Raw genomic sequence first — 26,075 nt, 5'->3', positions numbered from 1 at the left:
GCGTTAGACTGTAAAAATACAAGTCGCCGCTTCAATGACAAGACGACTGAACCATTCAATTTAGGTTTTTTTCTTAGCAAAAAAGCTTTTCATCAAGTAAAACGGTGCTTTATGTATAACAATTCCTCGACTCGTCTCAATAAATACATCAGCGAAAGTGGGATTTGTTCCAGACGCGATGCTGACCGCTTTGTTGAACAAGGTAATGTATACATCAATGGCAAGCGTGCATCGGTGGGCGATCAAGTGGCTGCTGGAGATGTAGTAAAAGTCAACGGACAGCTGATTGAACCACGCGAGCCTGATGATTTTATTTTTATTGCCTTAAATAAGCCAGTCGGCATTGTCAGCACCACGGAAAGCTCTGAGAAAAACAACATTGTCGATTTTGTGAGACATTCGGTACGTATTTTCCCGATTGGGCGTTTGGACAAAGACTCTCAAGGATTGATCTTTTTGACCAACAATGGCGATCTGGTCAATAAAGTATTGCGTGCTGGCAATAACCACGAAAAAGAATATCTCGTCACAGTAAATAAGCCAATCACGGATAGCTTTATTGAGGGTATGGCGAGTGGCGTGCCAATGCTGGGCAAGATGACAAAAAAATGTCCTGTCACCAAGGTGGCACCCAACGTCTTTAACATCACGCTCATTCAAGGTTTGAACCGTCAAATCCGCCGTATGTGTGAGCATTTTGGCTACGACGTCGTCAAGCTTGAGCGTACGCGGATTATGAATGTAAGCCTTAAGGGGCTTCCTGTCGGCGACTGGCGAGACCTGACACCAACAGAGCTATCGACCCTGCTAAAGGCGGTAGAAAAATCTTCTTCTCAAGACAATCATTCGGGCAAAAAATCGCGCAATGCACCACGAAAAAAACCGCGTACTGATGCTCACTCAAAGTCAAAACCCTCTGCAAAATCAGCGGGTGCTGCAAAGGGACGTAACAAGTACGCCAAGGATGATGCCAGAAAGCCAGCAGGTTCTAAAGGTAGAGATGGGCGTCCTACCGGTCGTGGCAAGAATGCTGGAGGCAATGGCAAACCTGCTGCAAATGGCAGGCGCCCCTCAAAAGGTCGAGGTTCTAAGTGATAGTGATTGTCTAGCTTCATCATATCGCTGTCATGCTGATCAAGACGATGAAGATAAGACACTTTAAAAGAATTAGGGCGATATCCGTTGATAGATACCGCCCTTTTTTTTGCTTTCTCTAATCCAGCTTATATGCACATATCTATATGCTGCTGACCATTCTGTCAGGTGATAAAATTGCCGCTAATTCCTCATCACTAAGCAGTTTCTCTTGCTTGACCAAATCCGCCACGCCTGACCCACTCAGCAACGCATTTCCTGCGATACGACTGGCGTTTTCGTAGCCAATATGTGGTACCAGTGCCGTCACAATACCAATGCTATTTTCGACATGTTGCGCGCAGCGAGCTTCATTGGCAGTAATGCCCTGAATACAGCGCTCATCGAGCATACGAATCGATTTTTCTAACAGACGCGCATTGTTCAGCAGGTTATACACAATCAGTGGCTCCATCGCATTGAGCTGCAACTGCCCTGCTTCTGCCGCCATGGTAATCGTCATATCCGTACCCATCACCTGAAAGGCAGCTTGGGTCATGGCCTCAGGAATCACAGGGTTGACTTTGCCCGGCATAATCGACGAGCCAGGTTGTCTGGCTGGTAAATTGATTTCACCCAGACCTGTGCGCGGCCCACTCGATAGTAGGCGCAAATCGTTGCTCAATTTAGATAACTTAATGGCGAGGCGCTTGAGCACACTAGAGAAAGTAATAAAAGCTCCCATATCGGCACTAGCGGCGATCAAATCTTCAGCAAGTGTCACCGGTAGGCCACTGATATTGGCAAGCTCACTAATCGCTAAGCTGGCGTAACCTTTGGGCGCATTGATGCCCGTACCAATCGCCGTACCGCCCAAGTTCAATTCACATAACTGTAGACAAGCCTGTTCGATTCGAGCCGTTTCACTGCCTAGATCATTGGCGAAGGCGTTGAACTCTTGCCCCAGCGTCATCGGTACTGCATCTTGCAATTGAGTACGACCCATTTTTAGAATGCCGCTAAATTCTTTTCCTTTGATAGCTAAGCTATTTTGTAGCTTGATGATAGCCTCTTGCAGTGGTTTTGCCGCAAACACCATCGCCAAACGTGCCGCGCTCGGATAGACATCATTGGTCGACTGCGAGCGATTGACATCATTGTTAGGATGTAAATGGCTATATTGACCGTACTCAAACCCCATCTTTTTTAAGCCAATATTAGCAATCACTTCATTGGCATTCATATTGGTTGACGTGCCCGCCCCGCCTTGGATGAGATCAACAATAAACTGCTCATGATGCTCGCCGTTGATCAGATCAGTGCACGCGCCAGTAATGGCGCTGAGCTTCTCTTCACTGAGTAGACCGTGTTGATAATTGGCTTTTGCAGCGGCGGCTTTCACCATCGCCAGTGCTTTGATTAAATCAGGAAAATGACTGATTGACATACCGGTAATATCAAAATTTTGCGCGGCGCGCTGCGTTTGAATACCATATAAGGCTGTTGCAGGAACGGCTTGCTCCCCTAATAAGTCCTTTTCAATGCGAGTTTGGGCTTTATTATCGATAAGGTTATCTGTATGTGTCATATTTTTATGGCTTCTTAAAGTATGGAAAGTTGAAGCAGTAGACAGACAATACTTAATTATTTAGGTGCATTGTCTTAGTGCTACTAAAGATTAGCGCCATCGTAACCGAGAATTAAGCACAAGAAAAACGCAAATATTTCGTTCTCAGCCCCAAAAATTTTGATGCTTGATAAAAAATATGACAGACAAGGTTGTTCTATAAAAAAACAATGAGCGCTTTTACAGTAGGTTTTTTGGAGAAAATTTATGTGGCAGAAGGATTTTATGAGAAAATTTTTATAAGAAAGATTGCTGATTGAAAAAGTGGATTAATCGCTAATTATACGTGCCATAAGCAAACACCTAGTCTCAATGAGATAAGCTAGGCATTATAAGGTTCTTGACTCACTTAAAGTCCCAATGCTTGCTTTAAGGCATTGATTTGTGGCTGCTGACGATCCGTATAACGATATGCCAGTACAACCTCGCGCACCAAACTGTTGTCTCCTAAATGGTGAATTTGGACGGGCGGCGTACTTCTAATCCATAGACCTGCATATGGAATCAACGCCACGCCCAAACCCGACTCCACCATCCTAACGATAGCATCAAGGTCATTGATCTCCATGATCGTATTGACCTTAATGTCTTGTTGTTTAAAGAACTTATTTAATTTTGCACCCGCTGAAGACTGCAAGGTGTAATGAATAAAAGGATGTTGCTCAAGCGTCTGCCTGAGGCTATGAAATGGCCATTTTTTAGGGCTAATGAGCACGTAAGGCTCTGTCATAATAGACTGGGTAACGATATCTTTCGGCAAAGCAAATGCCGGCTGTATCGTAATCGCTGCATCTATCTCCCCGACTTCTAGTTTCTCAAATAACTCTATAGCACGCCCGGGGACAATTTCTGTCTGCATTAATGGGGCGAGCAACGTAATCGCCTTTAGCACCTCTGGTAAGATACCCACTTGCACGGAGTTGATCGAGCCAATCCTAAGCTGCCCATAATAGCTGGCAATATCGGTATCTGAAGACAGCTGCATTGTAGAGTAAAGCGCCAAAATCTCTTTGGCGATCGGTAATACGCGCGTGCCTTGCGGATTAAGCGTGATGGCACGAGCAGAACGAGTAAACAATGACAATCCTAAATTGTCTTCAAGCGTTTTGATTTGTGCGCTGACTGCAGACTGGGTCAAGTTGATGTGCCGAGCTGCTGCGGCAAAACTGTCTAGCTCGCAAACGGCGACAAAGGTTTTAAGCTCTCTTATCATTGATATCACCACACTTGTAAGTTATGCCTGACATTTGAATACGGTCTAATTTATCTCAAAGTAACTAATATCTCTTCATTAAAAATAAACCATTGCATCAGTACCGTGACTCTCGAGGTCTACTGATTGACCTTTGTTTATTCCTCTGTTAGATTTTAAGACGATACATAACGTATCATTATTAAAAAATTGCAATGAATAGACAGTAATGTCTGCCTCACTAACCTTTGCAGTATTTTTTGATCATTATATTAGTTGCATTTCGTTCATGCTAAGGATAGCTCTTATGAACAACCGTTTACCGTATTTTTTTCATCAATAAATATTTCTCAAGTACCGATCCGGCAGAAAGCACTGATACTTAAGGGCATTATCCTACCACTTAACTAAAAAATAATAAAAACAGTCCATAGGATTTTATTGAACGGTAAACCACCTAAATCCTATTTCTAAGAAACGATCCGCTTCACAAAGTATAGTTCACCGCCTATTTTTTCCATGGAAGGAAATCAAAATCATGAGTATTTTTGCCATTTTGTTGTCTTTGTCACTGTTGATGTATTTTGCCTATAGAGGCGTGAGCGTCTTAGTTTTAGCGCCTTTACTTGCTATTTTAGCTGTTGTGTTAAGCGGACAAAGCAACCAAACAATGGGCATCTATACTGAAGTATTTATGCAAGGTCTTGGCGGGTTTGCTGTCAAATACTTCCCCCTATTTATCTTAGGGGCTATTTTTGGCAAATTGATGGAAGACTCTGGTTACGCCTATAGCATCGCGCACAATATAGTCGACAAACTGGGCGAGAAACATGCTTTGTTGGCTGTGGTACTGGCTTGTTCAATCTTAACTTATGGCGGCGTGTCCGCCTTTGTGGTGACGTTTGCCATCTATCCTATCGCAGCTGCTTTGTTTAAGCAGACCAATATCCCAAAAAGACTGATACCTGGCGCGATTTGTATTGGTGCTCTGACCTTAACAATGACCGCATTGCCCGGCTCTCCTTCCATTCATAATGTCATTCCCATGCCTTATTTTGAGACGGACGCCTTTGCAGCGCCTGGGCTAGGCATTATTGCCTCGATCGTTATGTTGGGCGGCGGTATGTTATGGATGAATCGCCAATTACGTCTTGCAAGCGCGCATAATGAAGGTTACGGCAACCATACCTTGAATGAAAAAGCGCCGCATTCAGGTATGGATATACCTAATTTTTGGCTTGCGCTGTTCCCCATTATTATTGTGATCGTGGGCAACTATGCGTTTTCAAAAATGATCATACCGTTATGGAACAACAGCTATTTGGCTGATGAAAAATTTGGTGGCGTCGCACTCAGCTCAGTGATTGGTATTTGGGCGATTATTTTGTCATTATTTTTGGCTTGTGTTTTTGTAGTTATTCTAAACTTTAAAAAAATAGACAATGTGGCAGACAGTTTGAACAAGGGTGCGATGGGATCCTTGTTGCCTATTTTCAATACCGCGTCAGAGGTGGGTTACGGCTCTGTTATTGCTACCCTTGCAGGTTTCGAGATTATCAAGCAATCTCTGATGGCCATCTCTCCTGGCAATCCACTCATATCAGAAGCTATCATGATTAACGTTTTGGCAGGTATTACAGGATCAGCCTCTGGTGGTTTAGGAATAGCATTAGAAATCATGGGCGCAAACTATATGCAACTGGCAGAGCAGTATAATATTGACCCAGAACTGATGCACCGTATTGCTTCTCTCGCGTCAGGTGGTCTAGATTCACTGCCGCATAATGGGGCTATCATCACCATGCTCACTATTTGTGGTTTGACCCATAGAGAATCGTATAAGGATATATTTGCTGTCGCTGTGATCATTCCTTTAATTGCTCTTATCTTAGTCATCATACTCGGTACGCTATTCGGTTCTTTTTAAGTGGGGTTTTGTTCATCAGAATCTTTTAGAAACGTTATTGCCTATTCTTAACGCACTAGAAAATTGCTGGTTGTTATAGTGATGTAATGATAGAAGGTCTAAGATGGTTAGCAGATGTCATTGCTAAAAAATTCAATTATAGTAGATATTTATCGCATTCATCTAAATAGACTGAGGGATTAAATCATGAAAACATTAGGATTATGTATTGCCGCAGGACTGGGATTAAGCGCTTGTGCGAGCGGTGGAACGATGGGTAATACCAACCCAAACAACATAGTGACCGAGTACCCTGTTGAGACTGCCATGCTCAACATTTATACCAAACAACGTAGTGAAAATTTGGTTGCCACTATCGGCAATCAGACGGCCTCAGCAGATATTCAAGTCACGCCTAAAGGCAATATGGTCTTCAATAATAAAAAGGTACAAGGTACTGAGATCAACACAATCAATAAAGTGAACAATCAAATCACTAACCAGTCAGTCGCCATCAATTACTTCACCTTGAACCCTCTGGTATTTCACGGTTTTACAGACAGTACAGGCAAATATTCGGTCTCAAACCAAACGACCACTATCCCAAAAATGGCGACGGTGGGCGCCTCAAACAAATTGATTACTGAAAATGTCTATAGCGATAGCAGCATGCGCAAAAAAATAGGAACCTATAACCAAAACTGGTCCCTGACGCGAGATAGCAATCAGACCGCATGGTTCTGTATCGAAACCTCAGACAACATGCTTGCTGGTGGCACCTCTGAGGGCAGCTCAAAAGAATGCTACAAAATCAATGCCAAAGGCGACATACTTGCGAGCAAAGTCACTATCGCACCGCCAGCTGGTAATGGCGGACAGACGATTACGTTTAACAGCAAGTAAGCTGCTTAATGATAAATAAGCCATTTCTTTAATCGGTCATTCATAGATTTTAGATTCGAAATAAAAATAAAACCGATATAAAAAAGGAGCCGAATCATCGGCTCCTTTTTTATATCTTATTGAGCATAACTTAACCACTGTTCTCGCTAATGGTGAAATGGCCAATGGTTAAATGATATTGACCTCATAACTGAACTTTTCTGCCAATCCATAAGATTCTCTATATTCGATAGGGTCCCCTTCTAGATTTTTAGCAACGCGGCATACTTTCACTAAGTTTTCTTGCTTGGTATTGTCCAGATAAGGGTCTATATGATTAGAGATAAAAAACAGCATTTCTACGGCTGACGACACAAACTGACCGCACTTTTTGTAATAAAAAGGATAAAGTAGATTTTCAAAGTCTTCAGGTTCAAGACCGATAAAATCTTGGTAACGACTTTCGGGTAACCAAATTCTTTCACTCAAAATCACTCTGTCTTCGACAATGCGCACACGTTCTATATAAATTAAACTTTCCTTTTCGTGAATATTTAATTCTTTATTGATTGCCTCAACAGGCTCTATCAACATGACCTTTTTGATGACGCCAGTCGGTATGACATAAGAAGCGTCTTTATCGCGGTATTTGAAAAACCTTAATAACGAGCCCTCAAAGTTTGGCCTTTTTAAAAAAGTGCCGCGACCTTGCTGCTTTATCAAAACGCCGTCATCCACTAACTTTTCGACCGCTTTGCGTACGGTGCCCACCGATACTTGGTACTTGTCTGCAAACTCCTGTTCTGTCGGTAAGGGGGTTTTTTCATCCCACTTATTTTCTGTCAGTAACGTTTGAATATGCCACCGCACTTGCTCGTACCGTGGCATGTTAAATTTTTTAAAATTATCCATAATTTTTTTCACCACAATAGGAAGATTTTATTAATACGCCCAATCTTTCTAAGCCCAATCATGTTCATAAGAAATAAAATATCTCTGACACTCTATTTTAAGCCCTTACCAAACTCTATACACATCTCATCGATATTAAAATCTATCTAGATTTTTTGGTCAATCTCACCTAATTAACGGCTCCTTTTTTGCTATTATTCTATTGAGTTATATACACTTAAAAAGCTGATAAGATTTGCTGGCTTAGAAAGCTGTTTGTCAACATTATCACAATGCTCTTTAATCTAAAACATATATATGTATGTAGATATTTAGATGTCATACAGTCAATACCAAGGAGCGAATATGACCCTATATCTTATAGCGGCCATAGTAATTTCTATTGCGTTGGGTTACACCACTAAAATCAATATTGGCTTGTTTGCGATTGTGTTCTCATACCTTATCGGCTGTTTTGGTATGCAGCTAAGCGCTTATGAGGTTATTAAGCTATGGCCTCTGAAGATTTTCTTTGTGATTTTTGCCGTGACACTCTTCTATAATTTCTCCTTGGCGAATGGCGCGTTAGAAAAACTGTGTGAGCATTTGATATACAAGTGTCGACATTTTCCAGCGTTTTTGCCGCTGGCTATTTTCTTTGCTGCGACAATTGTAGCAGCTTTAGGAGCCGGTTATTATACGGTTCTTGCCACGATGGCACCGATGATTTTGTTGTTATCCAAAAGAACCAACTTAAACATTATTATTGCGACCTTGTCTGTGAACTATGGAGCGCTTGCGGGTGCCAATTTTATCACCTCACAGAGTGGCGTTATTTTTAGAGAGCTTATGAGCGGTGCTGGCGTGGCCAATGACAATACCTTTACATATGGTTTGGGTATATTTGCCGCGACCTTTTTGATGCCTGTAGTTTTATTAGGCACTTATAGCTTTATTAATGCTAAAACCAGCAAAATAGCCATTCAGACTATTGTGCCACAGCCGTTTGACAGCAATCAGAAAAAGTCCATCATGCTGATTTTTATCATGATGGCGACGGTACTTATCGTACCCATCTCAAACCTACTCATACCGAACGTAGACGCCATTGAGTTTTTGAACGCTCGGATTGATATTGGTTTTATCGCCATTTTCTTCGCTTTGATGAGCCTATTTTTGAAGCTGGGTGATGAAAAAACCGTGATTGCTTTGATACCGTGGAATACGCTTATTATGATTTGCGGCGTAGGTATGTTGATTAGCCTCGGTGTGGAAGTAGGCGTTATTTATGAGCTGACAGAGTGGCTCAGCACCAACGTTCCTATTTGGATGATACCATTTTTGGTATTCATTATTAGTGCAATTATGTCGATATTTGCTAGCACACTTGGCGTCGTTGCGCCAACTTTATTCCCTATGGTACCTGCCTTGGCTGTGGCTTCTGGTTTGAGTCCTTTTTTCTTGTTCATCTGTATTGTCATCGGGGCTCAAAGCTCGTCCATCTCTCCATTCTCTTCAGGAGGCAGTCTGATACTAGGGGCCGCTCAAGTGCATATAGATAAGAACAAGCTGTTGCATACTTTATTGTTCAAGGCAGTGCCTTTGGATATCGTCGTTGGCCTGATAGCGATTTTCTTTATCCAAATGATGTTCTAATTTCTATTGAAAAAAGACAGCAATAGGGATCATATGTATGCCATTGCATACGATCCAGACAAATGACAACAAACAAATCACAGTAAAAGACGTATTCATTCAGCAAAAAACCCCTAGAATGCGTCTATTTTTATGTCTGTCAGATGATCTTTATGGTCAAAATACAGCATAAGCTTTGTCGCTCACCTCATCTATCCTGCCCCTAACATCAAGCTACCCGTTTTAAAATTAAAATTAGCTTTATGCCAATTGACAATATGCGCCATTTACAACAAACCATAACCTTTTGTTATTGTTGGTATTATAAAATTTCATTTAAAAACCCAAACTGGTTTCTTTGTGACTTCATATTGAAATAGCTATTTGTGCGACTCGTCAGATAGCTAATACTGCTACTTAGAAAAAATTCATACATACATACATATGTTTCTTGTTATTTCTAAATTATTCTGTTACTTTTGCAAAGTGAACAAAAAGACTACTGTTGTAAAGGTTGGTAACATTATTGGTCTGCTTCCAACTTTTTGTATAGTCGCCCTATCCTTTCAATCAAAATTTTATTGATTTTTACTGAAAAAATACACACAAGGAGTGTCGTGTGAAAAAACTATCCTATCTAGCGCTTGGTCTATCTGTACTTACCTTGACAGCTTGTAACAATGCTAACGAAACTGCGAGCGCAGGTGCAGATGAGTTTGCAGGTCCTTCACGTCCAGAATGTATCGCTCCAGCAAAACCAGGCGGCGGCTTTGACTTGACTTGTAAGCTTGCTCAGTCAGGTCTAAGAGACACCGGTATATTGACAGACCCAATGCGCGTCACTTATATGCCAGGCGGCGTAGGTGCTGTTGCATATAACAAAATTGTTGCCAATGACCGCAGCAACGAAGACGCTATCATCGCGTTTTCAACGGGATCAATCCTGAACTTATCACAAGGTAAATTTGGTAAATTCACTGAAAAAGACGTGAAATGGCTAGCAGCCGTTGGTACTGATTACGGTGCTATTGCTGTCAATGCGGACTCGCCAATCAAAGATCTAGCAGGATTGGTCGCTGAACTTAAATCAAATCCAAAAGCAATCAGTTTCGCCGCTGGTGGTAGTGTTGGTGGTCAGGACTGGATGCAAACTGCTATTTTGGCCAAAGCCGTTGGCGTCAACCCTAGCGACATGACTTATGTTGCGATGGAAGGCGGCGGTGAGGCAATTACGGCAGTAATGGGTAACCATGTCACTGTTGTGAGTGCTGGTATCGCTGAGATTATGCCACAAGCTACTGCTGGCAAATTGCGTGTGTTAGCCGTATTTGCTGATGAAAGATTGGGTGGCTCTATGGCTGATATTCCTACTGCAGTAGAGCAAGGCTATGATGTGACTTGGCCTGTCGTCCGTGGTTACTACATGGGACCAGATGTTAGCCCTGCCGCTTACGATTGGTGGAAAGCCTCATTTGATAAAATGCTTGCTGATCCAAAATTTGCCGAATTGCGTGAACAACAAGAGTTACTACCATTCTCTATGACTGGCGATGAGCTTGAACAGTATGTCTATAAGCGTACTGGTGAGCTACGTGAGTTGTCTGCTGAGTACGGTCTTGTTGATGCTGCTGCACAGTAGCATTACTCAGACCATATCCCCTTAATGATTGAATACTAAATTGTTTAGTATTCATCGAAGGTTGAAAGATGAGACATCTCTCAACCTTTTTATTTAAAATTTAAGGAATACCTCTATGACGATGGAACGTGCGTTCTCCGGATTAATGGGACTATTTAGCTTATTTTTGGTCTACTTGGCTATTGGTTACGTTGCTCCCATTGCTTATGATCCTATCGGCCCTCGGCCCTATCCTATTTTAATTTTCTCACTGATGGCACTTTTGACCTTGGTTATTGCCTTTCGTCCAGCACGATTTACCAAAGTCATTGATTTAGGCTATAACAAGGTCGTGCTTAGAAATCTTGTTCTGTGTGTCAGTGCATTATTGATTTATAGTTTGATTTTTGAGCCTTTAGGTTTTGTTGTTGCTACCACCCTGATGTGTTTTGCGGTTGGTCTACTGTTTGCAGGCAATCCTGTTAAAAGCCTTATCTTTTCAGTTGTGATCAGTATCGCCCTGTATGTCTTATTTGACATGGCTTTGGACGTCATTCTGCCACTTGGAATATTATCAGGAATAATGGGATAGCTATTATGGAAACTTTTGACTTTTTAATGCACGGTTTCGGCGTAGCGATGTTGCCCAAAAACTTACTGATTGCGCTTATCGGTGCTTTTATTGGTACGATTGTGGGTATGTTGCCTGGCCTTGGCCCGATTAATGGTGTGGCAATTCTACTACCATTTGCTTTTGCCCTTGGTCTGCCACCAGAGAGTGCGCTGATCTTACTGGCAGCTGTTTATCTTGGTTGTGAATATGGTGGTCGTATTTCTGCCATTCTACTCAACGTGCCAGGGTCTGCTGCTGCGGTGATGACCTCGTTAGATGGTAATCCGCTAGCGGTGCAAGGTAAGGCCGGTATTGCGTTGTCCATCTCTGCGGTCGCCTCGTTTATTGGTTCGACGATTGCAACCCTTGGCGTGGTCTTGTTCGCACCGCTACTGGCTAAATGGGCGGTGTCTTTTGGCCCTGCTGAATACTTCGTATTGATGGTATTCGCGATTTGCTGTTTGAGTGGTTTGGTTGGTGATCAACCGATTAAGACCGCAGTATCAGCCTTGATTGGCTTGGGTCTAGCGACTGTCGGTGTCGATGCGGTGACGGGTATTTATCGCTATACTTTTGACTCCGTTAACCTATCTGATGGTATCCAATTCACAACGATCGTTATTGGTTTCTTCAGTGTCAGTGAAATCTTGATTTTGCTCGAAAGAACCAGTACGGGTGGTAAAATAGTTGCGCAAGGTAAGCGTAGCTTATTTAATATGAAAGAGTTTCTCTTCACCATCGGTGCTATGCTACGTAGTGGTGCAATGGGTTTCTTCGTTGGTATCCTACCGGGTGCAGGCGCGACGATTGCCAGTGCGATGACCTATGCTAGTGAACGTAAAATTGCTGGTGATGATGGCAAATTTGGTGAAGGTGACCTTCGTGGCCTAGCATCACCAGAAGCGGCTAATAACGCATCAGCGTGTGGTTCATTTGTACCAATGTTGACCCTAGGTGTCCCTGGTTCTGGTACCACAGCGGTTATGATGGGTGCGTTGACGTTGTATAACATCACGCCAGGTCCACAGTTATTTACTGAGCAGCCAGATATCGTTTGGGGTCTTATTGCTTCATTGTTCATCTGTAACGTTATCTTGCTTGTCATGAACATCCCTTTGGTTGGTTTCTTCTCTAAGCTATTGAACGTACCAAACTATATCTTGATCCCATCAATCGCTGCTATCAGCTTCGTTGGTGTCTACTCTATCAACAGTACAACGTTTGATATGGTGTTCATGGTAGGACTTGGTATCTTCGGTTATTTCTTACGTAAACTGCATTTCCCATTATCAGCCCTTATCCTAGGTTATGTACTAGGTGAGCTTATGGAATCTAACCTACGTCGTGCTCTCTCTATCTCTCAAGGTGAGATGTCTATTCTGTGGAGCAGCCCAATCACCGTATCACTATGGGGTCTGGTCGTGGTCATGATCTTCATGCCAATCATTCGTAAAATGTATCGTAAACGTTTTAAGAAAAATGCTGCATAAGTTTTTGCCAGTTCGTCTCTAAATGTCTCTCCGGCGGTGGTTATACTCTATGTATGGCCACCGTTTTTTTAAAGATACTTTCACCCTACTTTCAACCGTTATTAGGGACAAGCCCTCAACACTCCTCACTTTTTTGACAGCTGTCCAACATTAGCAAAACATCACTACTTGATGTCACTCATGAAATAGGATTTTATAGTGCCCCTTGTTTTAGATTTATTGCAAACCATTCCAACGTGGCACTTAGTAGGACTATTTAGTGCTGGTATGATCGCTTTTATTATCTCTACGGTATCTGGTGGTGGCGGTGCGATGCTGCTGATACCAGTCACTTCTTCGATGATAGGGACTGCGGTTGCGCCACCTGTGATCAACGTGGCTACCTTTATGAGTAATGCCTCGCGGCTCTATTTATTTTGGCATGATATTGATTGGTCATTGACCAAATACTATGTGCCAAGCGCTATCATAGGAGCGTGGTTGGCGGCATTGGTCTTTAGCCGTTTGGATGCCGGCTGGATTCAGTTATTGGTTGGTGCATTTTTGGTTTCTACCATTTTCCAATACAAGTTCGGTAAAGTAAGTAAAACGTTTGATATGCCAAAAGTCGGTTTTGTACCTGTGGGATTTTTCATTGCCTTTATGAGCACCTTGGTGGGTGGCCTCGGCCCTATTCTTAACCCTTTTTATATGAATGCAGGTCTAGAAAAAGAAAATCTTATTGCGACCAAAACGGCGAATTCTTTTTTTGTCGGTATTGTACAAGTCGTCAGCTACGCCTTTTTTGGCATACTCACAGTCAAGATCTGTGTGTATGGTCTTGTATTAGGACTGGGTGCCGTTATTGGCAACGTCATTGGCAAACGCTTTTTGGCTGGCATCAGTATTAGTCAGTTTAGAATAATGCTGCTGATACTAATGGTGATTAGTGGTTTAATAATGATCATAAGAAACATAAACGTATTGTTTTAATAAGCCTATCATTTGATAGCGTCAGTTTATATATAAAAATAGATAGGCACTTATTACAAAAAAAACGCAGCGCACCGCTTGATGCCCTGCGTTTTTTATTACATTTAATGTTATTAAAGAATACTGGTCCTAAACTGTAGGTAGACTGCTGTTATTGCTTCCGCATCTTCGATCTGAGGATAATGCCCCAACATAGGAATTTCGGTTGCATCAGCATGGGGAATCAACTTACGATAATGATCGATCATATGCTGACCTGAGATCGGATCTTTAGCACCAGCTATCAGCTTAATAGGAACGGTACTTTTGATAATAGCGCCTACCCACCGTTCACGATACTGCTGACGTTGCGGTATATAGTTAATCAGTTTGTGCATCACTGCCAAACCATTATTATGTGTTAACAGCTGCCATAGCGTATCTATCACCTCTGGCGCAGGCTGCATGTTAGGGCCAAATATTCGCTGTAAACTGCGCGAAAATTTTTGCTTATTGATGAGTTTGGACACCAAAGGACCTAATCGCGATATCAATAGTTTTTGAATCAAAATAGGTTTATGGGTTTCAGGAAAAAGCCCTCCATTTAGAAAGCAAACACTACCAATATAAAACTCACTATTAGTATTAACCTGCCTTGCCAGCAGTTCCTGAGCCACTGTATCACCATAATCATGCGCCAATATATGATAGTCGCTGACACCCAATTGTCGCAACACAGCCTGACAAAGATTTGCCTGCTCACTGATTAAATAGCGTGCGTTTTTGGGTTTATCTGACAACCCAAACCCCAGCATATCAAGAGTAATAACATAATAATGCTCAGTGAGCACCTGCCACATACCCTCCCAATCCCAACTGGCACTAGGATAACCATGAATCAGTAGCAATGAAGGCGCGCTTTTGTCCCCTGCATGCCGTATAAAAATCTGCTGATCATCAACAGTAAAATACTCTCCCTGTCGTCGCCATTCGTCCAAGGTTATCATTATTGGCTTACTCCTCAAACGATGGGTCAGTACGGCGTAGCTTTCTTAATAAGGCAGGCCATGCGATATCACCATTCGCTCCTCTGGTCACCTGCTCAGATGCCGCTTGAATACCAGCCAATATTTGTGCTGGTATCGGCGTCAATGCGGTGCCACCGCTTTGCGCCTTGATTTGAATCTCGCAGGCGTTTTGTAAAATATACATATTCAAAAATGCATCAGCGACTGTATCAGCACAAGTCAGCAGACCGTGATTGCGCAAGATCATGAAGTTAGCCTTGCCTAAATCAGCGACCAAGCGGACTTTTTCTTCGGGGTTAAGCGCCACGCCCTCATAATCGTGATACGCCAAGTTAGATAAAGGAAATAATGACTGCTGCGAGATAGGCAATAACCCTTGCTCTTGCGCCGAGACTGCTACGCCATCGCTGGTATGCAAATGAATCACGCAGTGCGCATCATCACGGGCTTCGTGTACGGCACTATGAATGATAAATCCTGCTGGATTGACACTGAACGCTGATGGCGAGACTTTTTCGCCCGCTTTATTGACTTTAACCAGACTAGAGGCGGTAATCTCTTCAAATAACATCCCGTACGGATTGATTAAAAACTCATCTTCGGTGCCTGGAACGCGGGCGGAGATATGAGTAAATACCAGATCATCCCAACCATAAGAAGCGACTAGGCGATAACAAGCGGCAAGATTTACTCGCATCTGCCACTCTTGTTCGCTCATATTATGGTGTACACTCGATGTAGAATCAGTTTGTGTGGTCGTTTTTATCGCTGTTTGCATTGTATAGTCCTTTACAGTTGTAAATAGTCCGAATAATTACTCTACACCATTCTTCAAACCCAAATCTGTCAAAAACATGACACTTATGAATATCAATCATCATTTAAATAACGACCCTTGGTTCGCTGACTTGCCAGCCGACGTGCAAACGCTACTAGCGTATAACGCTGTGCTAAAGGTATACCAAAAAAGCCAAATGATTCATGCGATTGGTGACAACGATGATGCGGTGCTGCACTTTGTCGTGTCGGGTACGATTAGAGTCTGCAATGTGAGTGCTAGCGGCAACGCCATGACCCTCGCTCACCTATCTAGTGGCGAATGGTTTGGCGAGATATCTATCATAGATGACCATCCTCGTACCCATGATGCGTGGACAATCAATAAGGTTACGTTGATTTCTATCCCTAGAAAGGTGGTGATCCAGACGGCGCAACAGTATCCAATTTTATACAAACACCTCGCGCTCATCACTTGTGCGCGTATTCGTAGAGCCTTTGATTGGATTGATGATGCCACCTCACTCAATACATCGGCGCGACTGGCGAGCATGCTCATGGGACTCATCGGTACTTATGGTAAGCAAGTGAATGGCAATATCAAAATAGACTTACGCTTATCGCAAGAAGAGATTGGCTTTATGCTTGGCACAACCAGACAAACCGTCAATAAAATCATTCAATCTTGGCAAAAACAAGCAATCATCGATATGCACTATGGTTTTATTACCATCAAAGACCAGTCAAAACTAATAGCAATGATAAATTCTGAATAACGTGCGCAGACTATAAAGCGTCCAAGCGCGCAGCAAACCGCCTACTACCTCATTCTCTATCATCAGTATTCATCAAACCGCCTTAACATCTTCTTAACAGCACACTTGTTATGGTAAGGAATGACGTTTCCTATCATTCTGTTGAGAAGTATTTGTATGCCAATATCTCAAGCCGCCAAAATCGATACACCTAAAGCCAATAAAAAAAACAGCTATCTGAGTAAGCTCTACGATCATGAGATGAATCTCAGTTATCTTATTATCATCGTTGCCTTATATTTGGTGGCGACTGCCAATATTGGCTTTTTTGAGCAGGTGTTAAATGTCTATCCATTTAGCAAAAACGTCGGTTTTATACTGTCTATTACTGGCCTGTTGTTTGGACTGATGTGGTTGGTATTACAGCTGCTTTGCTATCGTCCGATTGCCAAGCCAGTACTGATTGTGCTGCTGATTACTGCCGCCATCTGTGGTTATTTTACCGATGCTTACGGGACGATATTTGATACCAATATGCTGATCAATAGTCTGGAGACTGATCAAGCAGAGGCCATGGGATTGTTTGCTCCCAGCATGGTTATTCGGGTGCTGCTACTGGGCGTGTTACCAGCATTTATCATTAGCAAAATTCGTCTAAAACGCTTTACTTGGCAACGTAGCATTCTACAAAAAACAGCCACGTTGATATTGTCTATCGCAGTCATCGCGGCGTGTCTTTTACCCTTTGGTGACCAGTACGCGAGCTTCTTTCGTCAGCATAAACAAGTTCGCTCTTATGCCAACCCGATCACGCCTATTTACTCTACGATCAAACTTGGCGAAAATTATATCAATGAGCTGCGGCGTCCTGATACTTTCACATTACATGCAACAGATGCAAAGCGCGTGGTCTCCGCTAATAGCACCGCAAAACCCAAACTGATGGTGTTCGTCGTTGGCGAAACCGCTCGAGCAGATCACTTTGGATTAAACGGCTATACACGCAATACCACGCCGCTGCTCTCAAAACAATCCAACCTTTATAGCTTTAAAGATGCTGTCTCCTGCGGCACTTCTACGGCTTATTCAGTGCCGTGCATGTTCAGTTACGCAAATCGGGAGAATTATGATATCGATACCGCCAAATACAATGAAAATGTACTCGATACGCTCAGCAAGCAAGGGGTCAATGTCGTTTGGCGAGACAATAACTCTAGTTCTAAAGGTGTGGCTGATCGTGTCACTTTTGAGGACTACAAAACGGCTGATACCAATCCGAACTGCAATGTTGAATGCCGAGATATTGGCATGCTTGATGGTTTTGATAAACTGGTTAAGTCAGGTAGCTCACCGAAAGAGACGCCTAAAGACACGCTTATTTTGTTACACCAAATGGGTAATCATGGCCCCGCTTATTACCAGCGCTACCCTAAGGAGTTTGAAACGTATAAACCTGTCTGTATGACCAACGAGCTGTCCAAATGTGACGCCCAGTCTGTGATCAATGGCTATGATAATGCGATTCTATACACCGATTACTTTTTGGATAACGTGATCGATACCCTAAAAGCTTACGAACAAGATTATGATGTAGTCATGGTATATATGAGCGATCATGGCGAGAGTCTGGGTGAAAATAATATTTACTTGCATGGTCTGCCATATAAATTTGCCCCAGATACTCAAAAGCACGTGCCCGCAGTCATTTGGTCACCGGATAGTAATAACATCGATGCGGACAGTCTCTCTAGTATGAGCAGCCAGCCCGTATCACACGATTTTATTACGCCGACATTGCTTAGCTTTTTTGGCATCACAACTGATGCGGTCAAAGATGCACCAACCTTTTTTAAAGTAAATAACTAAATCTGTTTTTATATTGCTCCATCTTTTAGGCTATCACCATCTTTTAGGTAATCACTATTTTTTAGGTCAACACCATGTATAAGATACTCGTTATTGAAGACAACCCCGATATCGTGGCCAATATTTACGCGTTTTTTGAGCCAAAAGGCTTTGAATTAGACAACGCACATAATGGCTACAGTGGGCTAACGCTCGCTTCGAACAATCATTATGACGTGATATTGCTCGATGTCATGCTACCAGGTATCGATGGCACCAAGCTGTGTAAGAAACTCAGAGAAGAATTGCATGACAAAACGCCTGTGCTGATGCTCACTGCTCGCGATACGATTTTGGATAAAGTGGCAGGCTTTGATAGCGGCGCTGATGATTATTTGGTCAAGCCATTTTCATTGATTGAGCTAGAATGCCGTATCAAAGCACTCATACGTCGTCATGAGGATGATCATTTTGTACACAGTATCGCTGTGGGCGCGCTATCGTTGAACAACAGCGAACATACTATTATGCGCGAAGGAAAGTCGATTAAGCTTACCCCAACTGGATTTAAGATATTACATATCCTAATGAGTGCCGCACCTCGCGTCGTCAGCAAGACAGAACTTGAAGAAAAGGTTTGGGGTCTGGATATACCGAGCAGTGATGCGCTACGTACTCATATGCATAGCGTGCGGGCGCAGGTCGACAAGCCTTTTGACAAAACCATGATAGTGACAGTGCCTGGTGTTGGTTACCAAATCATCGATCCCAATAAATCAGAAAACGCGGTAGTATAGCTGAGAGAGCAGCACCTCATACGGTCTACCATCGCTCACTATATCAATTGCCTCCTTCGATTAAGTATCTCTTTACTATGTTCAATATAGACTCGATAGCCAATAAGTTTCGATTGTCCTACTTTATATTCGCGCTGTTGCTATGCGGGGCTTTTGTTAGTATTTTTCTGTACGCGGAAAGTAGAATAGAACAGGAATTAGTTAAGGGTCGGCTATTGCAGCAGCTTGATATCAGCCAAGAAAAGTATGGCGATCGCTCTATTTATACTGCTAATCCAGGTATCACAATTTACCGCTACGACAAGGCACCTGCCAACCTGCAAACCACAGCAACGGCAACGGTGCAAGAGAAGTCTGTCACTATAGACGGTGAGTCTGGCAAAACCCACGGCAACCTTCATTTTTTCGCCTATCAACAAGGCAATCAGACTTACATTTTGACGTACTTGGAAGGGGTTGAGATAGTGATGAGTCACTACCCTGTGCTAGAAATCTTCGAAAACTTAGAAGATATTTTTGCAGATACCCTGAGAGTGGCGGTCATTTTAAGTTTGCTTATCGCTGCTATATTCTCTCATTTGTCCTCCAAACAAATCATCAAACCGCTATTAGATTTAAAACAAGCCGTCGAAACGGATCATAAAAACCTAACAGAACTCACGCATATGCCATCTGAGGTTGGGGTGTTGGCACGTGCTATTGATGAAAAAAACCATAAGCTAGAGCAATATCTCAAGCGCGAGCAACTGTTCACCGGTGACGTCAGCCATGAGCTGCGCACGCCCTTGACCATCATCATGGGTGCTTCTGAGGTATTGGCTTCGCAATTACCAGCAGACAGTCATCTGAACGAATTTACCAATCGTATCAGTAATACAGCCCGTGAGACCTCCGAGATTATCACCGCCTTGCTTCTACTTTCGCGCGCCCCTGAAAAGCTCGATGCACCGCAAACATCTATCAATAGCACTGCTTTAGCCGAAGTGCAGCGATTGACCTATTTGCTACGCTACAAGACCGTCACGTGTCAGATAATCGCTGAGCAAGAGTACAGTGCCTACGTGCGCCCTGAGCTATTAAAAATGGCATTGGGCAATTTGATAAAAAATGCGTTTCAGTACACCGACGATGGCGAAGTAACCATCACTATCGATGACGAAAAAATCATGGTAACTGATACTGGTCTTGGTATTCCTGAGGTGATGATGCCGCTGCTCTACGAGCGCTTTGAGCGATTGACTCATGACTATCAAGACGAGGGTACAGGCACAGCCTTGTCACCGGAGCATGATATCAATCACAAGGTTGAAGGCTCAGGTTTGGGACTAAGTATCGTACAGCGCATCATGTCTCATATGGGCTGGCAGCTGACCCATCAAGCCAATCCCTCAGGCGGCAGCACTTTTAGTATCTATTACAAGTAGCCCATGTAATAGTGCTAGAAATCTCATCTAAAAAATACGCTCTTCCCTATCTAATGTTCATTACCACGTATCCCTGCCTCTTTATAGTCTCTTAACACTTTCTTAATCTCTCTCGTCTTATACTCAAGCGATATCGACTTTGCTTGACTGTTTTTTGGTCATGCAAAGCCGAGCGCGTACCTTGATATTAATAGACCATTAAGAATTCTATATGAATAAAATCACTCCTATTAATCTTGAAGACAAGACAGCCGAGCATCGCTCTATCAAGCAGGCAGCACATCACAATGCGCTCACGACTGATAACTTTGCAGAGAGCGCCAAAGGCAAAACGGGCTTTTACCGAATTATAAAAGCTGCTGGCTATTCAATAGACGGATTTAAGGCAGCATACAAGTTTGAGGCAGCTTTTAGACAAGTCGTGTGGCTCAACTTTGCCCTGTTTGTGGCTATCGCTTTTATGCCTTTTGCAATGAGTATAAAAATGATGCTAGTCATCGCGTCTTTTTTATCTTTGATTGTTGAGCTGCTCAACACGGGGATCGAAGCTTGCGTCGATCATACGTCGACCGCCAAGCATCCACTCGCAAAAATAGCAAAAGATGTCGGCTCTGCTGCACAATTTTTGTCGTTGTTTCTCTTAACCGTCTTATGGTTAATGGCACTGTCTGTCTTTTTATAGCAGCACGCTGGAAGCTATCATCACTTAATATACGTTATCAGGTGTATCCATGACTTTAGAAAACCACTCAATGGCTTGGGGCTGGCTAAAATTACTGTGCGTGACCATCATTGCCACCTTGGTTTTTGAGCATAGCCAGTTGGACATACGCATCAGTGAGCTTTTTTATAGCCATGGACACTGGCTACTAGAAAAGGGCGCGCAGCCTTATGCGTTTATCTTTTATGATTTGCCCAAAGCCCTACTGATCCTACTGGCGGTCTACCTCATAGCAGTGTTAATCATAAAGTATCGACAACCTTTGCCTGACGCCGCCTCGCAACATCGCCGTAAATTTGATAGATTTCTGCTTCCGTTGCCAATTCGGGAGATCGGCTATCTACTGATTATAATCGCGATTGTACCGGCTAGCATTGCCACGCTCAAAGGCGTCACCCATGTGAGCTGCCCAAATGACTTGGTCATTTTTAACGGTGATCTGCCCTACCTTAACCTGTGGCAAAATATCGTAGCAGCTACGCCCGCCAGATGCTTCCCAGCGGCTCACGCCAGCGCAGGGTTTTCCTTATATGGATTGGCTTTTTTGCCGACGTTAAAAAAGTATCGCTATCAAATATTTACCACAGTCACGGTCTTAGGATGGACAATGGGGCTGTATAAAATGCTGTTTGGCGATCATTTCTTTAGTCATACTTTGGTCTCGATGCTGCTGTCACTGACGATAGCGTGTGCGCTTGCCACCCTTTTCTTCAAACACTCGATAGCAAATAAAACTAAAAATACCGACAATCATAAAAACCGTGCTGATATAAAGCTGTCTAACACTCAGACACCCAATATTTAGAATCAATATTGAGATATGAATGTTTAAATATAACTGAAACCAGCGGTTATATATTTACCAAAATAACACTACTAACCGTATGAAAAACAATGTATAAATAATGAATGAGAACTGGCTTGTTACTAAGTAAAACCATGGATGGTGCTCGTTAATAAAACGCTTTATATATCGATAGCCTACAAAGGAATGTAGCCATGCACCTTTTATGCATTGGACAAAAAATCTCGCACATCTACGCCTTGTTGATTGTTCCATTACTACTCATCAGCACTATCGATGACAGTCATGCCGCCAGTTACTCCATCAACCCTACCAATACGCACATACGATTTGCCATTGAACGCTTCAAAACCTCTGCCACTACTGGTGGCTTTTATGATATCAAAGGCCAATTGCAATACGACCCAAGTCTACAAACAGGCGACATCTCATTAATCATACCAATAAACTCCCTCAATACAGGCAACCCTTCTTTTAATAGTAGTCTGACGGGGCCTGATTTTTTTGATGCAAAAAAATTTCCCTCGGCGCGATTTAAGTCGACGAAGTGGTATTTTGATCAAAATAAGAAAAGCCCGCAGGTAACAAGAGTAGATGGCAAGCTGACGCTACATGGCGAGACACACCCTATTAGCCTAAAAGCCACGAATTTTGATTGTTATTCGAGCCCTAGTCTCAAAAAGGATGTTTGCGGTGGCGACTTCACTGCGACAATTGATCGCACAAAATGGAATATAAACAAATTTGTCTGGTTTGGACTGACCAAAAATCTTAACTTAAATATAAAAGTCGAAGCCGCCAGACAATAGCAATCAGTGTTAACTTTACGACATTGCTTTTTCAATATAGATAGTTATCACGTTGCTTTATTTTGCTAGACGCGACTGGCGAATTGCAGGCATATTAGGATGAGGGATTAAGGATGATTTATCAGTATTATAAGGACATTATGAAGCCGCTTTCTGCCGTTATGCCAGCATTGTCGTTTTCATTGGCAGTAGCATTGGGACTGGGATTTAGCTTAGTGTCTACCGTCGTGATGGCAGAGACGGTCAGCCTGCCAATGGACACTTTGCCTAGCAGAATAACCCTACCAAATGTCAGCCCCGCCAATAGTGCGCTTGCCAACCGCGGCGCTTACGTGGCGCGTACCGCTGACTGTATGGCCTGCCACCGTGAAGACTATAGTGGCGGCGTGCCGATTGAGACGCCGATTGGTAATATCTACTCGACCAATATCACACCATCGACGCGCTATGGTATTGGCAATTATACTGAGGCCGATTTTAAAAAAGCCTTGCGAAAAGGTCGTGCACCCGGTCATCAGATCTATCCTGCGATGCCTTACCCGTCCTATCATGGCATGACAGATGACGATATCAGTGCCTTGTTTGCTTATTTCCAGACCGTTCCTATCGTAGACAAACCCCCTGAAAAAACCACACACATCCCTTTCCCGTTGAATATCCGTAGCTTAATGCTGGCATGGAATGTCATCAATGTGCCTTCTACCGAAAACCGCTCAGGACTTACGCAAACCCAGCAACGCGGTGAATATCTGGTCAATAACTTAGAGCATTGTGGCACCTGCCATACCCCGCGTAACTTAACCCAAGGCCTCGATAAAGACCGCTACTTATCTGGTGCACCGCTCGGTAAATGGTTTGCCCCAAATATCACCCCTGACAACGACACAGGGATTGGGCTTTGGAGCGAAATGGACATCGTGACTTACCTGCGTACAGGAACGCTTGATAAGCGCGCTTATGCGGGCGGACCGATGGCGGAAGCCGTGGCGCATAGTACGCGCTACCTCACTGACGAAGACCTGATCGCGATGGCGTCTTATCTAAAAGCTATTCCAGCCATTAAGACCGATGACTACTTGATTCCCGTTACCATCGCTCGCCTACCGCAGCCAGTCAGCGACTCTATTACCTATAACTTACTGGAGCAAAAAGACTATCTGGCGCAGGCTAAAATTAATACTGTCAGCAGTGCCAACAATAGTGGTCTGAATAGCAACTCGCCAAAAGACTTATATCTAGCACATTGCGCCAGCTGTCATGGCGTTGACGGTTACGCTCAGCCTGATGCGCGTTACGCCTCTATCGTTGGCCTCAGTAGCATTCGCCGCGTAAAACCTGATGCGCTCGTTGGCGTGATTGCCTTTGGCGCGAAAGGTGCCTTTAACACAGCACCAAAAATGCCAGGCTTCTCAAAAGATTTAAGCCCTGCACAAATCGCTAGCATTACCAACTATGTGCGAGTCACTTTTGGTGGTTTACCAAACAGCGATGTCAGCGCGGCTGATGTCACGCGTGTGATAAAAGAAAAAAGCTAACCTTAAGAATTGGCATTAAAACTAACTATAAAAATGCGCTCTAATCTTCGCCTTTTTTCATATGGCAAAGACCAGCATGATAAGGATAATCCTATGAATGACCTGCTCCAATCCCCTACGCGTCGGCAACTGCTCTCCATGATTGGCAAGACCGCAGGCGCGACCGCGATGTATCAAGCGATGACCACGTTGGGGTTTGCATCCGAGTCGAGCTTTAAAGAAGAAATGAATTTGAAAGGCGCGCCAGCTGGTGCCAGTATCGTGATTTTAGGTGCAGGATTGGGCGGGCTGACTGCAGCCTATGAGCTACGCAAAGCAGGCTACGAAGTGACCGTGCTTGAGTACCAAAATCGTGGCGGCGGACGTAGCTGGACACTCAATAGCGGTGACAAATATACAGAGCTGGGCGGTGCTGAGGTCACGTGCGACTTTAAACAAGGCAATTACTTTAATGGTGGGCCATGGCGATTGCCCATCCATCACTACGCGGTCTTTCATTACTGCAAAAAGTTTGGTGTGGCATTGCAACCCTTTATCCAGACCAATGATCGCGCTTATCTACACCGTACCAATCACTTCAATGGTGCACCGCAGCGTTTGGGCGAAGTACAGAGCGATATTCGCGGTTATGTGTCAGAACTGCTGTCTAAAGCGGTGAATAAAGGCAGTCTCGACAGTAGCGTTGATAAAGAAGACAAAGAAAAACTACTCGAAGGGCTAAAGGGCTGGGGCGTTCTGGATAATAACTATCGCTATGTCAAAAGCCATGAGACGGGTAAGCATCGCGGCTATAGTGTGTATCCGGGTGGCGGCTTGATGCCTGATGCCAAGCCATCAACGCCCATACCGATGGATAAGCTACTAGACTCAGGCATGTGGTCGGACATTTATAGCAACTATACTGTGCATGTGCATCAACCAACGATGTTTCAGCCTGTCGGCGGTATGGGAAAAATCGGTGATGCATTCACGCGTGAGTGCCGCGATATGATTACCTTTAATGCCAAAGTCACTAAAATCAATCAAGACGAGACGGGCGTCACTGTTGATTATGTCGATAGCAATAGCCCCAATGACGCTACCAAAACCGTGCGCGCCGATTGGTGCATTTGTACGATTCCTTTGTCCATACTGACTCAGATTGATATCAATGTCTCCGCTCCGATGAAAAAAGCGATGGCAGCCGTCCCTTATGACAGCTCGTATAAAGTAGGCTTGGAGTTCAAACGGCGGTTTTGGGAAGAGGACGAGTGGATCTATGGCGGTATCACCTATACTGATCTGCCGATCACCCAAATCTCCTATCCGTCACAAGATATGTTTAGCACAGGCTCAGGTGTACTGCTTGGTGCTTATGGATTTGGCGAGGCTTCATACAAATTTAATTCGTTGACACCCAAAGAGCGCATCAACGCAGCGCTCGCCTATGGTAAACAGATTCATCCTCAATATACCAAAGAGTTCCGCTCGGGCACTTCGGTCGCATGGCATCGTATTCCTTGGTCGCTTGGCTGTTATGGTATCTGGAGCGAGTCCAGTCGTGAGCAGTATTACGAGACCCTCTGCGAGATTGACCACCGCATCGTACTGGCAGGTGAGCACTGTTCGCACATTCCTGCGTGGCAAGAAGGCGCAATCCTGTCTGGCATGGATGCCGCCAAACGCCTGCATCAAAAGGCCAAGAAACTTGGGTAGCAGTG

General features: G+C 43.6%; 23 protein-coding genes. 18 read left to right on the top strand and 5 right to left on the bottom strand.

The window, feature by feature from the left end; all coding sequences use genetic code 11:
- Positions 1–111: 111 nt before the first annotated feature.
- Complete coding sequence (gene rluF / locus ACTXGK_RS19305) at positions 112–1,095, top strand: 23S rRNA pseudouridine(2604) synthase RluF (protein WP_443515482.1); 984 nt, start codon at positions 112–114, stop codon at positions 1,093–1,095.
- Between the two features lie 142 nt (positions 1,096–1,237).
- Here rluF and ACTXGK_RS19300 read toward each other — a convergent pair whose 3' ends face one another.
- Both ACTXGK_RS19300 and ACTXGK_RS19295 read right to left on the bottom strand, forming a co-directional pair.
- Positions 1,238–2,662: an aspartate ammonia-lyase gene (locus ACTXGK_RS19300; protein ID WP_443515484.1), complete on the bottom strand. Its 1,425-nt coding sequence runs from the start codon at positions 2,660–2,662 to the stop codon at positions 1,238–1,240.
- Positions 2,663–3,050: 388 nt separating this feature from the next.
- The gene (locus ACTXGK_RS19295) at positions 3,051–3,914 is read right to left on the bottom strand and encodes a LysR substrate-binding domain-containing protein (protein ID WP_443515486.1); all 864 of its coding nucleotides are present in this window, start codon (positions 3,912–3,914) and stop codon (positions 3,051–3,053) included.
- Between the two features lie 514 nt (positions 3,915–4,428).
- Between ACTXGK_RS19295 and ACTXGK_RS19290 the strand changes: the two genes are divergently transcribed.
- Positions 4,429–5,820 (top strand): GntP family permease, encoded by a 1,392-nt coding sequence (locus tag ACTXGK_RS19290; protein WP_443516017.1) that lies wholly within the window; start codon positions 4,429–4,431, stop codon positions 5,818–5,820.
- A 186-nt stretch (positions 5,821–6,006) separates the two neighbouring features.
- Entirely contained in the window at positions 6,007–6,702 is a 696-nt protein-coding gene (locus tag ACTXGK_RS19285; RefSeq protein WP_443515487.1) for a hypothetical protein, read from the top strand.
- Positions 6,703–6,870: 168 nt separating this feature from the next.
- Here the strand turns inward: ACTXGK_RS19285 and ACTXGK_RS19280 are convergent, their stop codons facing one another.
- Positions 6,871–7,593 carry a GntR family transcriptional regulator gene (locus ACTXGK_RS19280; RefSeq protein WP_394212857.1) on the bottom strand — a complete coding sequence of 241 codons (723 nt, stop codon included), beginning with the start codon at positions 7,591–7,593 and terminating at the stop codon, positions 6,871–6,873.
- 345 nt (positions 7,594–7,938) lie between these two features.
- Between ACTXGK_RS19280 and ACTXGK_RS19275 the strand changes: the two genes are divergently transcribed.
- The 6 genes from ACTXGK_RS19275 (at position 7,939) to ACTXGK_RS19250 (ending at position 13,900) form a co-directional block, all read left to right on the top strand.
- Positions 7,939–9,228, top strand: a complete 1,290-nt coding sequence (locus tag ACTXGK_RS19275; RefSeq protein WP_201602111.1) for an SLC13 family permease — start codon at positions 7,939–7,941, stop codon at positions 9,226–9,228.
- A 37-nt stretch (positions 9,229–9,265) separates the two neighbouring features.
- A complete protein-coding gene (locus ACTXGK_RS19270) occupies positions 9,266–9,400 on the top strand; it encodes a hypothetical protein (protein ID WP_443515489.1) in 135 nt (44 codons plus the stop codon).
- A gap of 426 nt (positions 9,401–9,826) precedes the next feature.
- On the top strand, positions 9,827–10,846 hold the full coding sequence (locus ACTXGK_RS19265) for a Bug family tripartite tricarboxylate transporter substrate binding protein (protein WP_201602109.1): 1,020 nt from the start codon (positions 9,827–9,829) through the stop codon (positions 10,844–10,846).
- Positions 10,847–10,961: 115 nt separating this feature from the next.
- Entirely contained in the window at positions 10,962–11,417 is a 456-nt protein-coding gene (locus tag ACTXGK_RS19260; protein ID WP_075107518.1) for a tripartite tricarboxylate transporter TctB family protein, read from the top strand.
- Positions 11,418–11,422: 5 nt separating this feature from the next.
- Complete coding sequence (locus ACTXGK_RS19255) at positions 11,423–12,928, top strand: tripartite tricarboxylate transporter permease (RefSeq protein ID WP_443515492.1); 1,506 nt, start codon at positions 11,423–11,425, stop codon at positions 12,926–12,928.
- A 198-nt stretch (positions 12,929–13,126) separates the two neighbouring features.
- Positions 13,127–13,900 carry a sulfite exporter TauE/SafE family protein gene (locus ACTXGK_RS19250; protein ID WP_443515494.1) on the top strand — a complete coding sequence of 258 codons (774 nt, stop codon included), beginning with the start codon at positions 13,127–13,129 and terminating at the stop codon, positions 13,898–13,900.
- Between the two features lie 113 nt (positions 13,901–14,013).
- On the opposite strand, the gene ACTXGK_RS19245 is transcribed toward ACTXGK_RS19250, so the two are convergent.
- Positions 14,014–14,886, bottom strand: coding sequence for an alpha/beta fold hydrolase (locus tag ACTXGK_RS19245; protein ID WP_443515495.1), 873 nt, complete (start codon positions 14,884–14,886; stop codon positions 14,014–14,016).
- A 7-nt stretch (positions 14,887–14,893) separates the two neighbouring features.
- On the bottom strand, positions 14,894–15,685 hold the full coding sequence (locus tag ACTXGK_RS19240) for a class II aldolase/adducin family protein (protein WP_443515496.1): 792 nt from the start codon (positions 15,683–15,685) through the stop codon (positions 14,894–14,896).
- Between the two features lie 85 nt (positions 15,686–15,770).
- Here ACTXGK_RS19240 and ACTXGK_RS19235 point away from each other — a divergent pair, with 85 nt between their 5' ends.
- The 9 genes from ACTXGK_RS19235 to ACTXGK_RS19195 all read left to right on the top strand — a co-directional run bounded on the left by ACTXGK_RS19235 (position 15,771) and on the right by ACTXGK_RS19195 (position 26,070).
- Positions 15,771–16,460 (top strand): Crp/Fnr family transcriptional regulator, encoded by a 690-nt coding sequence (locus ACTXGK_RS19235; protein WP_443515498.1) that lies wholly within the window; start codon positions 15,771–15,773, stop codon positions 16,458–16,460.
- A gap of 156 nt (positions 16,461–16,616) precedes the next feature.
- Positions 16,617–18,305, top strand: a complete 1,689-nt coding sequence (locus tag ACTXGK_RS19230) for a phosphoethanolamine transferase (RefSeq protein WP_443515500.1) — start codon at positions 16,617–16,619, stop codon at positions 18,303–18,305.
- 74 nt (positions 18,306–18,379) lie between these two features.
- A complete protein-coding gene (locus ACTXGK_RS19225; protein WP_443515502.1) occupies positions 18,380–19,081 on the top strand; it encodes a response regulator transcription factor in 702 nt (233 codons plus the stop codon).
- A gap of 215 nt (positions 19,082–19,296) precedes the next feature.
- Positions 19,297–20,505 carry a sensor histidine kinase gene (locus ACTXGK_RS19220; protein WP_443515504.1) on the top strand — a complete coding sequence of 403 codons (1,209 nt, stop codon included), beginning with the start codon at positions 19,297–19,299 and terminating at the stop codon, positions 20,503–20,505.
- Between the two features lie 211 nt (positions 20,506–20,716).
- Positions 20,717–21,187 (top strand): diacylglycerol kinase, encoded by a 471-nt coding sequence (locus ACTXGK_RS19215; RefSeq protein WP_443515506.1) that lies wholly within the window; start codon positions 20,717–20,719, stop codon positions 21,185–21,187.
- A 49-nt stretch (positions 21,188–21,236) separates the two neighbouring features.
- Entirely contained in the window at positions 21,237–22,031 is a 795-nt protein-coding gene (locus ACTXGK_RS19210; protein ID WP_443515507.1) for a PAP2 family lipid A phosphatase, read from the top strand.
- Positions 22,032–22,225: 194 nt separating this feature from the next.
- Positions 22,226–22,840: a YceI family protein gene (locus tag ACTXGK_RS19205; protein WP_443515509.1), complete on the top strand. Its 615-nt coding sequence runs from the start codon at positions 22,226–22,228 to the stop codon at positions 22,838–22,840.
- Between the two features lie 140 nt (positions 22,841–22,980).
- Entirely contained in the window at positions 22,981–24,375 is a 1,395-nt protein-coding gene (locus ACTXGK_RS19200; RefSeq protein WP_443515511.1) for a c-type cytochrome, read from the top strand.
- Positions 24,376–24,468: 93 nt separating this feature from the next.
- Positions 24,469–26,070, top strand: coding sequence for a flavin monoamine oxidase family protein (locus ACTXGK_RS19195; RefSeq protein WP_443515513.1), 1,602 nt, complete (start codon positions 24,469–24,471; stop codon positions 26,068–26,070).
- The last annotated feature ends 5 nt before the right edge of the window (positions 26,071–26,075 follow it).

It is taken from the genome of Psychrobacter sp. T6-5, assembly GCF_052258485.2.
Lineage (GTDB): Bacteria > Pseudomonadota > Gammaproteobacteria > Pseudomonadales > Moraxellaceae > Psychrobacter.
The sequence above is the reverse complement of the archived record's forward strand: the minus strand, read 5'-3'. Positions and strand labels throughout refer to the sequence as shown.